This is a genomic window from Nonlabens sp. (assembly GCF_965657255.1).
Classification (GTDB): Bacteria; Bacteroidota; Bacteroidia; order Flavobacteriales; family Flavobacteriaceae; genus Nonlabens.
In genome coordinates this window covers 258,050-270,505 of the sequence record NZ_CBFHNM010000003.1, presented here as the reverse complement: position 1 = coordinate 270,505, position 12,456 = coordinate 258,050, and the positions used below count along the sequence as shown (strand labels likewise).

Genomic DNA, 12,456 nt, shown 5'->3' with positions numbered 1-12,456 from the left:
AATCTACAAAAAATCAACCGATTTTTATGCCTCTTTTTAAATCCATTAACAACCGTAATAATACACAGGTATTCGTCTGGAAAATAACTGAGTCTGAAGCGTTTTTAAGAACCGATATAGAACTTTCCCAAAACTCAATAGACCGACTTTTTACCATGAGCTCAGAACTGCACCGACGTGGGTTTTTAAGTATTAGACATTTACTTCTTCATGCCGGTTATACAGATTTAGATTTATACTATTCAGAACACGGTAAACCTTATCTAACGGATAACAAACACATTTCTATTACCCATAGCTTTGAATTTACCGCGATCATTATAAGTGACGTTCCTACAGGAATCGATATTGAAAAACAGCGCGATAAAATTAAACGCATAGCCCCAAAATTTATAGGCTATGAACAAGAGTTTCTTGCAACACTTGATAATCCAGTGAAAGAGCTTACGGTAGTATGGGGTGCAAAAGAGTCTATGTATAAATTATATGGCAAAAAAGGGCTAGGTTTTAAAGCACACTGTCTTGTAGAATCTTTTACCATGAAAAGCGATCAGACCATCGCCAGGATTATTTATGAAGAAGATAATCTGAAGTTTGATGTGTATTTTGAAGAAGTAGAGAACTTCATGATGGCGTACGTAATTCCATCTAGGAATGGTTGATATTCTTAAAAGTATTACAAATACAAATCGCAGCCTTGCTATACTTATCGATCCAGAAAAAATGAAGGTGGGAACTGTTTCCGCTTTCGCGAAAGCGGTTTTTACCACCATCACCATCTTAAAAGAAAAACTGCATGTTGAGCAATTCTATTTTTTTACCGGTGGCAGCACCATGGAAAAGACAGACTTTGATTTATGGATTCAAACCTTAAAAGAAAATACAGAGATACCGATCGTTATATTTCCTGGATCTCATACTCAATTATCAGAAAATGCTGACGGTTTATTATTTATCAACCTCTTGTCAGGCCGTAATCCTGAATATTTAGTTGAACAACAAGTTCATGCAGCCCAACAATTAAGAAAAACAAGCTTAGAAATTATTCCAACTGGCTACCTACTAATCGATGGCGGCAAAGAGACTGCCGTGCAACGTGTTTCAAAAACACAACCGCTTACTCAAAAAGATATTTCAAACATCGTAAATCACGCTTATGCAGCCCAACTTATGGGTAATCAGTTGATTTATCTAGAAGCCGGAAGCGGCGCAAAACATGCAGTTTCTAAAGAAATTGTGCGCGACGTAAGTAATCAAATAAATATTCCATTAATCGTTGGTGGTGGATTAAGAACCATACGTCAGATAGAAGAAACCTTCAAAGCTGGTGCAAATATGGTCGTTATAGGAACTGCTATTGAAGAAAATATCAACTGGAAAGGCTAGCTTTGTATTTTAAAAAAAGAAATATAATGAAAGCATCCATTGAATTGACCATGTCTCCACTTCAAGACGATTATGAGCAACACATCATTGATTTCATTAAAAGACTACGCGAGTCAGAATTTGAAGTATTAGAAAATCCGCTAGCAACTCAAGTCTATGGAGAGTTTGCTCCTATGATGTCTTTTCTTACTCAAGAAATGGAACGAAGTATGGAAGATACAAAAGCTGTTCTTTTCTACATGAAAGTGGTAAAAACAGACCGTCACGATTATCAACCGTTCTTTTAATGGAAGTTTTTGATTTCCTTTTTGGACAATACAGTGATTATAGTGTGGTGCATATTGTTTTTGAAGCCATAGCAATAATCGCAAGTGTCATTAGTGTGTTGTACTCAAAAAAGAATAATATTCTTGTATTTCCTTATGGAATAATTAGTACAGGAATCTTTGTTTATTTGTTGAATGAATGGAATCTAGTAGGTGATATGATCATTAACATCTACTATTTTATAATGAGTATTTATGGATGGTATATCTGGACTAGAAAGGATCAAAACACTATTGTTACTCCTATATCCCAAACAGTGAAAAGGGAATGGATGAGATCAACTGGTTTGTTTTTAATCTCAGGAGTTTTTGTTTACTTTATTTATTGGAAATATGACCGCTTTGAAAATTGGGTGAGTTACATCGATATTCTCACAACAAGTATTGCCTTTGTTGGCATGTATTTAATGGCCTTGCGTAAAATTGAATACTGGTTGGTTTTACTGGTTGCTAATGTGATTTCTGTACCTTTATATTTTTATAAGGGTTATGGATTAACTGCCTTGCTTTTTATATTTCTCTCAATTATCGCCTGGTTAGGTTACCAACAATGGAAAAAATACCTCAACAAAGAGCCCTTAACGGTTTAAAAATAGTCCTTTTTGGGCCAGAAAGTACTGGTAAAAGCACACTTGCACAACAGCTTGCTACTCATTTTAATACGGTAAAAGTGGACGAGTATGCTAGGGATTATTTACAAGATAAATTTGACGCTACCGGCAAAGTTTGTGAATATCATGACCTAATGTCTATTGCCATAGGACAAAGAATAGCAGAAAATGAAGCCGTTGAAAAAGCAAATAAACACCTGTTTTGCGACACAGACGCTTTAGAAACTTTTATCTATTCTATTGTTTATTTCAATAAGGCGCCTTTAGAACTAGAAGAAGAAGCCCGACAAAGTAAATATGACTTATATTTACTTCTCCATGTCGATACTCCATGGACTCCTGACGATTTAAGAGACAAACCAGAAGACAGAAACGAGATGTTTCAAATGTTTGAAAAAGGATTGAAAGAATTTAACAAACCTTATACTATTATTAGCGGATTAGGAGAAAAACGTTTTGAAAATGCTTTGAAAGCTATCCAAAAGATAAGTAACTAAATGAATCTTACCGACCAACAAAAAAAGCAATTGGAAACTAAAGGGATTTCTGAAGAAAAGTTATTACAACAATTAGACAGGTTTAAGAGCGGCTTTCCTTTAATAAAACTAGATAGACCAGCAGTTATCAATGATGGTATATTATCGTTTAAAGATCTTGATGATAAAAAGTTAATTGCGCTTTACGAGCAAGAAGTCTCAAAATTAGATGTGATAAAATTAGTGCCTGCAAGTGGCGCTGCCACTCGCATGTTTAAATTTCTACATGAATTTTTAAATAATTTTGATCCTCAGGAAGACTCTTTAAACGGCTATATAAATATCAATAAAGCTCCAGAACTGTTCACCTTTTTTATAGGAATGGAAAAATTCCCTTTCTATAAAACTGTGATAAAATCACTAAAGCAAAAACATAAAGATTGGGTTTCAAAACCAGTTCAAGCAAAAAAGATCTTATTCATTGAAGAAATGCTACTTGATAGCGGTTTTAACTTTGGATCTATGCCTAAAGGTTTAGTTCCCTTTCATGAGTATAAAAAGCACACAGCAACTGCTTTTGAAGAACATCTTTTTGAAGCATCTATATATGCAAAAAGTGGTCAGGTGGCTCAATTACATTTTACGATTGCGCCAGCCTTCAAAGATCATTTTACCAAGGAGTTTGAACACATAAGACAAATAGTAGAGAAAAAGACAAATACAAAATTTGATATAAGCTTCTCTTTTCAATCCTCGTCAACAGATACCATAGCAGTTAATAATGAAAACAAAGCCGTGGTGCTTGAAAATGGTGATTTATTCTTCAGGCCTGCCGGTCATGGAGCTTTATTAAATAACCTTGATCAACTTGATGCAGATTTAATTTTTATAAAAAATATAGATAACGTAACTACATCTGCTTATGAACAGCATGTTTGTTCTTACAAAAAACTACTTGCTGGTTATTTGCTACAAGTTAGAGAAGAGATGTTTAAATATTTACAGCTACTTGAACAGAAAAATGTTGATCTAGAATTAAAAATAACCATAGAAAAATTTCTTACTCAACACTTAGACAACGTTTTGCCGCATGATTATAAAAAGTATGCTTATGAGTATCAATTAGAATATCTTTTTGACCAGTTAAATAGACCTCTAAGAGTTTGTGGAATGGTAAAAAATGAAGGTGAACCAGGTGGTGGACCTTTTTGGGTGGAGAATGAGAAAGGTGAGTTGTCATTACAAATTGTTGAAAGTGTTCAAATAGATTCTAACAATAAGAAACAGCAAAGTATTGCCGCAAAAGCGACGCACTTTAACCCAGTAGACCTCATTTGCAGTGTACGCGACCACCATGGTAAAAAGTTTGATCTAATGAATTTTTGTGATGCTGACACTGGTTTTATCACCTACAAATCACGTAACGGAATCAAAATAAAAGCACAAGAACTTCCTGGATTATGGAATGGTGGTATGGCGCGATGGAATACTATTTTTGTAGAAGTCCCATTAGTCACTTTCAATCCAGTTAAAACGGTCAATGATTTACTAAAATCGGCACATCAAATCGATTGATGAACATAGATGTATTACATAAAGAAGTTCAATACAAAGCAGTTGCAAGTAGCGGTCCTGGTGGTCAGAATGTCAATAAAGTAGCTACAAAAGTGCAATTGTATTTTGATGTTGTAAATAGTATCGCTTTCGCGGAAGCGGAACAAGAACGAGTCATCTCAAAATTAAAGAACCAGCTCACTAATGATGGTATACTGATCATAGGTTGTCAAGAATCCAGAAGTCAAGCTAAAAATAAAGAACTTGTGTTTAAAAAGTTAGTAAATACCTTATCACAAGCTGCAGTAAAACCAAAGGTTCGTAAAAAAAGAACAATTCCCAAAGCCTTAAAACGCAAAAGAATTAACGACAAGAAAAAACACAGTGAGAAGAAGCAAAATCGTAATTTTAAGTACTAATCTACTCAACTAGTATACTTTAAATTAATAACTATCGGTAAAAAATTATATTTCGAGAATTAAAAAAACAATGACATGAAAAACCTAATCTTCCTAATTTTATCCATCTTTCTAATTTCATGTAATCAAAAGTCATCAACAGAAACTACTGAAGCCGTTAATTCTGATCTTACAGAACAGGCAGAAGAAGTTACTAATCAGTTTGCAATTGTCATTCACGGTGGTGCGGGAACCATCAAAAAGGAAAACATGACTGCAGAATTAGAAGGTCAATACAATGAAAAACTAACTGAAGCTATAAGAGCAGGACATGAAGTTCTTGCAAATGGCGGCGATGCTATGGACGCAGTAGAAGCTAGTATAAGAATCATGGAAGATTCGCCTCTTTTTAATTCTGGTAAAGGTGCTGTTTTTACTCATGATGGTATCAACTCTTTAGATGCAAGTTTTATGGATGGAAAAACTTTAAACGCTGGCGCTGTTGCTGGTGTGACTACCGTAAAAAATCCTATTTCACTAGCCAGAAAGGTTATGACTGATTCAGAACATGTTTTGTTAAGCGGTGAAGGTGCTGATGCATTTGCAAAATCTTTACAAGATGGCAATATAGAAATAGTGGATAATAAATACTTTTTTACAGAAAACAGATACCAATCCTTACAAAGAGTTCTTGAAAGAGAAAAGGCAAACGACCAGAAAACAGCTGCAATTCTTGAATTACAAGATCCGTTTTTAAAAGATTCTAAATATGGAACGGTAGGTTGTGTGGCTCTTGATAAAAATGGAAATATTGCAGCAGGAACAAGCACTGGCGGAATGACCAATAAAAAGTACGGTCGTATAGGTGATTCTCCTATCATAGGAAGTGGTACGTATGCAAATAACAAGACTTGTGGCGTTTCTAGTACAGGTCATGGCGAGTATTTTATAAGAACTCAAGTTGCATATGATATAAGTGCTTTAATGGAATATGGAGGTAGAACTCTAGAAGAAGCAACAGAAGAAGTAATTCAAGAAAAACTAGTAAATCTAGGAGGAACAGGCGGAATCGTGGCACTAGACCATTTAGGAAATATTTCAATGGAATTTAATACGGCAGGAATGTATCGCGCCATGATGGACGATCAAGGAAAACTAACTGTTGGTATGTATAAGGAGTAGTTAAGAGTTAAGAGTTAAGAGTTAAGAGTTAAGAGTTAAGAGTTAAGAGTTAAGAGTTAAGAGTTAAGAGTTAAGAAAAATCGAAACCCCATTAGTTTCTCGCAAGAAAAAACAATATTGATTTAGTAAAATAAAAAGAACGCCGTGAGGCGACAAAATAATTCATAGCGGCACATTTCAGTCTGCCAGCAGTTTTAGAAAAGAAAAAATAAGAAAAGTAATGAAAATCATATCCTATAACGTAAACGGTATTAGAGCAGCGATGAAGAAAGATTTTATAAAATGGCTTACTGCTGCAAATCCAGATGTTCTTTGCCTTCAAGAGATAAAAGCTCAAGAAAACCAAGTAGATACGGAAGCCTTTACAGCAGCAGGATATGAATACCAGTATTATTATAGTGCTCAAAAAAAGGGTTACTCTGGAACAGCGATCATTTCTAAAATACAACCAGATCATGTAGAATACGGAACTGGTATTGAATCTATGGACTTTGAAGGTAGAAATATAAGAGCAGACTTTGGTGATGTATCTGTTATGTCTATGTATTTACCTAGTGGAACAAATGATGCGCGTTTGAGCTTCAAATTTGAATACATGGAGCAATTTCTAGAGTATTCTAAAGAATTACGCAAAGACCACCCCAATTTAATTGTTTGTGGTGATTATAACATATGTCATAAAGCAATAGATATTCACGATCCAGTTCGATTAAAAAATACTTCAGGTTTTTTACCAGAAGAACGCGAGTGGATGGACCGTTTTATAGAAAGTGGATTTGTAGACGCTTTTAGAATGTTTAATGATCAACCAGATCAATATTCTTGGTGGAGTTACCGCGGTGGCTCTAGAGCCAGAAATAAAGGATGGAGATTAGATTACCACATGGTTAATGATACAATTAAAGACAGAGTAAAAAGATCTGTGATTTTAAGTGAAGCTGTACATAGTGATCACTGTCCTGTTATGGTGGAAATTGATTAAGAATTTTAAAAGCACCGAGATAAAATAAACCGATCCCAGATAACTTTGAATATAGTTTATCCAAAGTTTAAAAAACTATCACGACAAATTTTCTGGGGTGATAATTCCAAAAAAACAATTAAGAAACACCTCCTAAAACCACAACAAACTCACCTTTAGGTTTTTTGTGTTCAAAATGAACGATGGCTTCGGTAACAGTTCCTCTAAAATGCTCTTCGTACAGTTTAGTTATCTCACGAGAGATGGAAACTTGTCGCTGCTGACCATAGTGCGTTTTAAAGTCGGCTAGAGTTTTTAATAATTTGTGAGGCGATTCATAAAAGACTATAGTTCTTGTTTCTTCTTTTAGAAATTCTAATCGTTTTTGGCGGCCTTTTTTTACAGGAAGAAAGCCTTCAAAAATAAATTTATCGCAAGGCATTCCAGAAACTGTAAGGGCAGGCACAAAAGCCGTTGCGCCAGGCAGTGATTCTACTTCCAGACCATTCTCAATCAACTTGCGAGTTAGTAAAAAACCTGGATCGCTTATTCCTGGTGAACCAGCATCTGTTATCAATGCCATAGTTTCTCCAGCTTCTATCCTTTTTACAATGCCATCGCTTATTTTGTGCTCATTATGCATATGATAGGATAGCATTTGTGTACCAATGCCGTAATGCTGCAGTAATTTACCACTCGTTCTAGTATCTTCTGCAAGAATGATATCAACACTATTCAATACCTCTACAGCTCGATAGGTCATATCTTTAAGATTACCGATAGGTGTAGGAACAAGATACAGTTTCATGGAATTGATTTAAACTACAAAGATAGATAAGTTACATCTGAAGAAACGACTTCTATACAAAACAAAAAAAACATCAAACTTTAGCTACACGGATTAAAATCACTGAAAACCCCTAATTTATCACTGATTTGTGATAGAGATTTAGAAGCTCAATAAAATAGAATCAATACCCTATAAAGAGTACATTTATGAATTACCGAATCGTTTATTTATCGATATAGATTGTTTTATCGCTTTCGCGAAAGCGGAAAAATTACATCTATTGGGACCCAACTACCATATTCTAGCGGTATCTTTGTAGCATGACGAAAGACGAGCAATTAAAGGATAGATGGGTGAAAACAGTAGCCTTTTTTCAATCGCGATTTGCAGATGGTGATGAAATGGACCTGGATGCGATACTTTTTATAATAGGAGTTCAAGAACTAGGACAGTTGCATCGTAAATTTCAAAAAGATGAAAAGTTACAGCTTATGCATATTGCCATATGTAGGGTTTTAGAACCTTATGGTTATTATGAATTCTCACATTATGATGATGATAAATGGCCACATTATACTGTAAAAGAAAACTTGCCAGCCCTGAAAGCTGGAGAGCAATCTTTGCTAATGAAAGAGGCTATCGTAAACTATATGGTTACAAGTGAAGTGATTGATTAAACTTTCTTCTTTTCTCGAGTCACTAAAACAACTGCAAAAATAATGACTCCTGTTGCGATAGTTTGCCATAAATTAAAAGATTCACCATCTAACACGCCCCAAGTTAGACCTATTACTGGCATTAAATAAGTCACTGAAGTTGCAAATACTGGCGAGGTCATTTGCACCAATTTATTAAACATAATTTTTGCAGCAACTGTTCCAAATAAACACAGAACAATTATATACAAAAAGCTTTCTTGCACTCTACTGTCAGTGAATTCTATAGAATGACCGTCTGAAGAAAAGAATACTATTATGGCTAGAGGAACGATAAAAATAAAATTACCAGTAGCAATCGCAAGAGGCTTTATATTTTGTAAATACTTCTTTATAATATTTACATTACTGGCATAACAGACGCATGCTATTAAAATAAGTCCTGCAAATAAATAATTTTGATCTGGATTATTTTCCATTCCTGCGATGACTAATCCTATCGCACCAGCCAGTCCAACTATAACACCTATAAACTGGTTGCGAGAAAAAGAAATGCCAAAAATGACAGCACCTATAATTAAAGATATCAGTGGTACTGTAGAATTAAGAATCGCACTTATCGCACTATCAATCTCAGTCTGTGCATAAGCAAAAAGAAACGCTGGAAAAAAAGTACCCAATAAACCAGAAACTGCTAACCATGGCCAGTCTTTTCTATCGGTAGCTGCAAAAGACTTCCATCCTATGGCAATTAGAATAATTCCCGAAATCATGGTACGTACAGCACCTAATTGTAGTGGCTGTAATACTAATTCTCCATTTTCGCCTCCTAAAGCTTTCTTTATTAAAATAAAAGATGAGCCCCAAATGAGACTTAACATGATAAGGTAAACGTATTTTAATCTCGAATTATCCATAATGCTTTAAAGCGCAAAGGTGGCACTTTTTGAAATCTAATAGGTTACATAAAAACATAAAAAAAACCGATCTAAAATAAGATTTCAGATCGGTAATTGTAAAATGAGTGTCTTTTTATAGACCTGAAAAAGATCTTAAAGAACCGTCATAGCTAGCAGTAATTACTTCTCCAGTACTTGTTGTAATATTAAACGAGATGTCATAATTATTACCGCTTCTATTAATAGTAACCGTTCCTGAATCTGCACTATCTTGAAAAGTACACGTTCCGTTATCATTGCATCCTACGCCAACTTCTCCTATAGAAAAAGTAAAGTCTGTCTGAGAAGAGTTGTTGTAATCGTAAGTTCCGTTTTTAAGTCCTGACTCTTGATCGGTCCATAATTCAAAATAAACTGATTCTCCAGAACCATTAATATCACCAAACTCATCAAAACTAAAACCTGATGAAACTAAAGTGATATCAAAGTTGAAAGAGTTTCCAGTGCCACCAAAGTCAATTAGAGAACCTTTATCAAGAATAAATGTACTACCATCATAGTTAAACGATCCTGTACCGCTGCCGGGCACACTGCCACTGTCATCGTCGTCTTTACAAGAGATTAAGGAGCAAGCCACAAAGGCTAAAAGTAAGATTGATTTTAATATTTTCATGGTTATGATTGTTTAGTTAACACAAGAATACATTAAAAAACCAGACAAAAGAATACCCATTATAGGGTATTCTTTTATTCTTTCCACTCTAAGGTTTCCATCAATTTTACCATATCACCTTTTACATAATCAACAGCTGGTAAAATAGAATCGTAATTAGGTTGTGTGTTGAAATAAAGAGAGGCTGTTATAAAATGTTTTACACTATCAGTAACATAAAATTGAGCATTTGAAGCCGCATCTCCTTCAATCTCATACATCATTCCGTAGGTGTTGTTTAACTTATTTACAAAAGGAAAGTCAGCAATGATATCTGCTTTTTGATTATGCTCGTAGGATAACTTTTGACCGTCGATAAGTAGTTGTCTTAAATTCTGTTGTACTGGTCTATAATTAAGATATACTGTAGCATCCATGCCAGTGTATTCTATTTTCATAGAGCAATCACTTTTTGCCAGTACTCGTGCATATTCATTTACCTCAAAAGAAAAAGGACAATTAACATTGCTCAAACTTATGTATTCTCCTTTAGGAAAATCTAAGGCTAGCTGCCCATTAGGTTTAGGTAAAGTTTCTTTATCGTTACAGCTAGAAATAACCATAACTATGATTAAAACAAATAAAGTTTTTAAGCTAGTGTACATTTGATTTGTTTAATGCGTTTCTTATCCATCACCTCTACCAAAAATGTGATATTATGAAAGGGTATTTTATCTAGTTTACGTGGAAAATAACCTGTCTGTTCTAATAAAAATCCTGCTAGCGTTTCAGATTCACCCTTTGCATTATCAAAAGTATTAATATCTTCCTCCTCGAGGTCTAAAACTCTATAAAAATCTTTTAATTGTGTTTTACCTTCAAAGATATAATTTTTATCATCCAGCTTTGAGTAAACTAGATCTTGCTCATCAAACTCATCACTTATATCTCCTACGATTTCTTCAATAATATCTTCTAGAGAGATCAAACCACTCGTTCCTCCATACTCATCTACTACAATAGCTATATGTTTTTTCTTTTCTTGAAACTCCTGAAGAAGATCATCTAATTTTTTATTCTCGGGAACAAAATAAACTTCTCTTAGCAGCTTAGTCCACTCATAATTTTTACGGTCTATATAAGGCAGTAGGTCTTTTACATATAAAACACCTGTAATTTGATCTATACTTTCTTTGTAACAAGGTATTCTAGAGTATCCATGTTCTATTACTTGTGGTATAATTTCTTTAAAAGCAAGTGTCTCATCTAGTGCAAAAACATCTGTACGGTTGCGCATCACATTTTTTGTATGTGTGTTACCAAAGCTAACAATACCTTGAAGCAATTGTTGCTCTTCATCAGTGGTATCATTCTCATCTGTTAACTCTAATGCTTGAGATAGTTGAGATACAGTAATATTTGACTTCTTACTACCTAAACGGTCTTGTATTTGGATAGTAACATAACGCATGGGCAAACTTAAAAAACTAAACACTTTGTCTAGAACATTTAAGGGAATAGCCATAAAACTAGCAAAGCCTTTTGGATTGCGGTTAGCATATACTTTTGGGAAAATCTCTCCAAAAAGTAGTATTAAAAAAGTAACTACAACTACTTCTACAATAAATCTAATATTCACTTGAAAACCAGCAAGAGTCCAGTCTGATATATTATCAAACCACGTATCGCTCAAAATTCCAAAAATAAGTACAGAAGTGATATTAATAGCGTTATTAGTAATCAGGATAGTTGCAAGCAGCTTTTTGGGCCTGTCTAGCAATTTATTGACAATGCTGCGTCTAGGAAAATCTTCATTTTCATCATCTAACTCGGTACTGGAGAGACTAAAAAATGCGACTTCAGCACCGCTTATAAGTGCGCTTCCTATAAGTAAGAGAATAAAAACGATTAGATAGATCAATTGATCTCCACTGGAAATCATCGTGTTATTTGATAAAAGTGATGGGTCAGGATCCAATTAGTGTAAATTAATTCTTTTTAAGTTAAAATGGTAAATCATCATCTTCACTTTCACCAGTATTTGTAGGTTGTGGTTGACTATATGAATTTGCAGCTTGCGGTTTAGACTGACTTTGTTGTCTTTGTTGATTTTGCTGTGGTTGAGCAGGTGTATTTTGTTGCGGTTTGCCAGATGCTGCGGCTTCATTTTTAGGAGTTAAAAATGTAAACTCTTGCACTTGAATTTCTGTTGTATATCGTGGCTGTCCATCATCACCTGTCCACTGTCTATTCTTGATACGTCCTTCAATGTAAACTTTATCTCCTTTTTTAAGGTATTTTTCACAAACTTCTGCTGCTTTATTTCTCACTACACAGTTGTGCCATTCTGTATTAGAAACACGTTCGCCCGTGCTGCGATTTACATATTCTTCATTGGTTGCAAGAGGAAATCTCCCTATACAATTACCACCTTCAAAATACTTCATTTTTACTTCATCTCCTGTGTGACCTATAAGAATCACTTTGTTGACCGTTCCTGCCATAATTAGTTTGTATTGCGTTTATTAGTTGTCTTGTTTGTACGTTTCAAAAGTCTACAAAGAT

At 34.5% G+C, this 12,456-nt stretch carries 16 protein-coding genes; 10 read left to right on the top strand and 6 right to left on the bottom strand.

Annotation, left to right across the window (positions count from 1 at the left end):
• Nucleotides 1-26 precede the first annotated feature (26 nt).
• From ACTF54_RS05510 to ACTF54_RS05470, 9 genes are all read left to right on the top strand, one after another.
• Entirely contained in the window at nt 27-662 is a 636-nt protein-coding gene (locus ACTF54_RS05510; RefSeq protein WP_347197333.1) for a 4'-phosphopantetheinyl transferase family protein, read from the top strand.
• On the top strand, nt 655-1,386 hold the full coding sequence (locus ACTF54_RS05505; protein WP_438968906.1) for a geranylgeranylglyceryl/heptaprenylglyceryl phosphate synthase: 732 nt from the start codon (nt 655-657) through the stop codon (nt 1,384-1,386). Before ACTF54_RS05510 ends, ACTF54_RS05505 begins: the two co-directional genes overlap by 8 nt.
• Before the next feature lie 26 nt (nt 1,387-1,412).
• A complete protein-coding gene (locus tag ACTF54_RS05500) occupies nt 1,413-1,673 on the top strand; it encodes a hypothetical protein (RefSeq protein WP_347197335.1) in 261 nt (86 codons plus the stop codon).
• The gene (pnuC, locus tag ACTF54_RS05495) at nt 1,673-2,302 is read left to right on the top strand and encodes a nicotinamide riboside transporter PnuC (RefSeq protein WP_438968905.1); all 630 of its coding nucleotides are present in this window, start codon (nt 1,673-1,675) and stop codon (nt 2,300-2,302) included. The genes ACTF54_RS05500 and pnuC overlap by 1 nt, the downstream gene beginning before the upstream one ends.
• Nucleotides 2,263-2,820: an ATP-binding protein gene (locus ACTF54_RS05490; protein ID WP_347197337.1), complete on the top strand. Its 558-nt coding sequence runs from the start codon at nt 2,263-2,265 to the stop codon at nt 2,818-2,820. The genes pnuC and ACTF54_RS05490 overlap by 40 nt, the downstream gene beginning before the upstream one ends.
• A complete protein-coding gene (locus ACTF54_RS05485; RefSeq protein ID WP_438968904.1) occupies nt 2,821-4,374 on the top strand; it encodes a DUF4301 family protein in 1,554 nt (517 codons plus the stop codon).
• On the top strand, nt 4,374-4,772 hold the full coding sequence (gene arfB / locus ACTF54_RS05480; RefSeq protein ID WP_438968903.1) for an alternative ribosome rescue aminoacyl-tRNA hydrolase ArfB: 399 nt from the start codon (nt 4,374-4,376) through the stop codon (nt 4,770-4,772). The genes ACTF54_RS05485 and arfB overlap by 1 nt, the downstream gene beginning before the upstream one ends.
• Before the next feature lie 75 nt (nt 4,773-4,847).
• Entirely contained in the window at nt 4,848-5,933 is a 1,086-nt protein-coding gene (locus ACTF54_RS05475) for an isoaspartyl peptidase/L-asparaginase family protein (RefSeq protein WP_438968902.1), read from the top strand.
• Nucleotides 5,934-6,153: 220 nt separating this feature from the next.
• Nucleotides 6,154-6,915, top strand: a complete 762-nt coding sequence (locus ACTF54_RS05470) for an exodeoxyribonuclease III (protein WP_347196432.1) — start codon at nt 6,154-6,156, stop codon at nt 6,913-6,915.
• 118 nt (nt 6,916-7,033) lie between these two features.
• On the opposite strand, the gene rsmI is transcribed toward ACTF54_RS05470, so the two are convergent.
• Complete coding sequence (rsmI, locus tag ACTF54_RS05465) at nt 7,034-7,702, bottom strand: 16S rRNA (cytidine(1402)-2'-O)-methyltransferase (protein ID WP_438968901.1); 669 nt, start codon at nt 7,700-7,702, stop codon at nt 7,034-7,036.
• Nucleotides 7,703-8,004: 302 nt separating this feature from the next.
• On the opposite strand from rsmI, the gene ACTF54_RS05460 reads away from it, so the two are divergent.
• Nucleotides 8,005-8,361 (top strand): hypothetical protein, encoded by a 357-nt coding sequence (locus ACTF54_RS05460; protein WP_347196434.1) that lies wholly within the window; start codon nt 8,005-8,007, stop codon nt 8,359-8,361.
• Here ACTF54_RS05460 and ACTF54_RS05455 read toward each other — a convergent pair.
• From ACTF54_RS05455 to ACTF54_RS05435, 5 genes are all read right to left on the bottom strand, one after another.
• Nucleotides 8,358-9,257, bottom strand: a complete 900-nt coding sequence (locus tag ACTF54_RS05455; RefSeq protein WP_438968900.1) for a DMT family transporter — start codon at nt 9,255-9,257, stop codon at nt 8,358-8,360. The genes ACTF54_RS05460 and ACTF54_RS05455 overlap by 4 nt on opposite strands.
• A gap of 115 nt (nt 9,258-9,372) precedes the next feature.
• Nucleotides 9,373-9,912: a hypothetical protein gene (locus tag ACTF54_RS05450; protein WP_438968899.1), complete on the bottom strand. Its 540-nt coding sequence runs from the start codon at nt 9,910-9,912 to the stop codon at nt 9,373-9,375.
• Between the two features lie 74 nt (nt 9,913-9,986).
• Complete coding sequence (gldD, locus tag ACTF54_RS05445; RefSeq protein WP_347197006.1) at nt 9,987-10,556, bottom strand: gliding motility lipoprotein GldD; 570 nt, start codon at nt 10,554-10,556, stop codon at nt 9,987-9,989.
• Nucleotides 10,541-11,869: a gliding motility-associated protein GldE gene (locus tag ACTF54_RS05440; RefSeq protein WP_438968898.1), complete on the bottom strand. Its 1,329-nt coding sequence runs from the start codon at nt 11,867-11,869 to the stop codon at nt 10,541-10,543. Before ACTF54_RS05440 ends, gldD begins: the two co-directional genes overlap by 16 nt.
• 25 nt (nt 11,870-11,894) lie before the next feature.
• Nucleotides 11,895-12,395 carry a single-stranded DNA-binding protein gene (locus ACTF54_RS05435; RefSeq protein WP_347197008.1) on the bottom strand — a complete coding sequence of 167 codons (501 nt, stop codon included), beginning with the start codon at nt 12,393-12,395 and terminating at the stop codon, nt 11,895-11,897.
• Nucleotides 12,396-12,456: the final 61 nt, after the last annotated feature.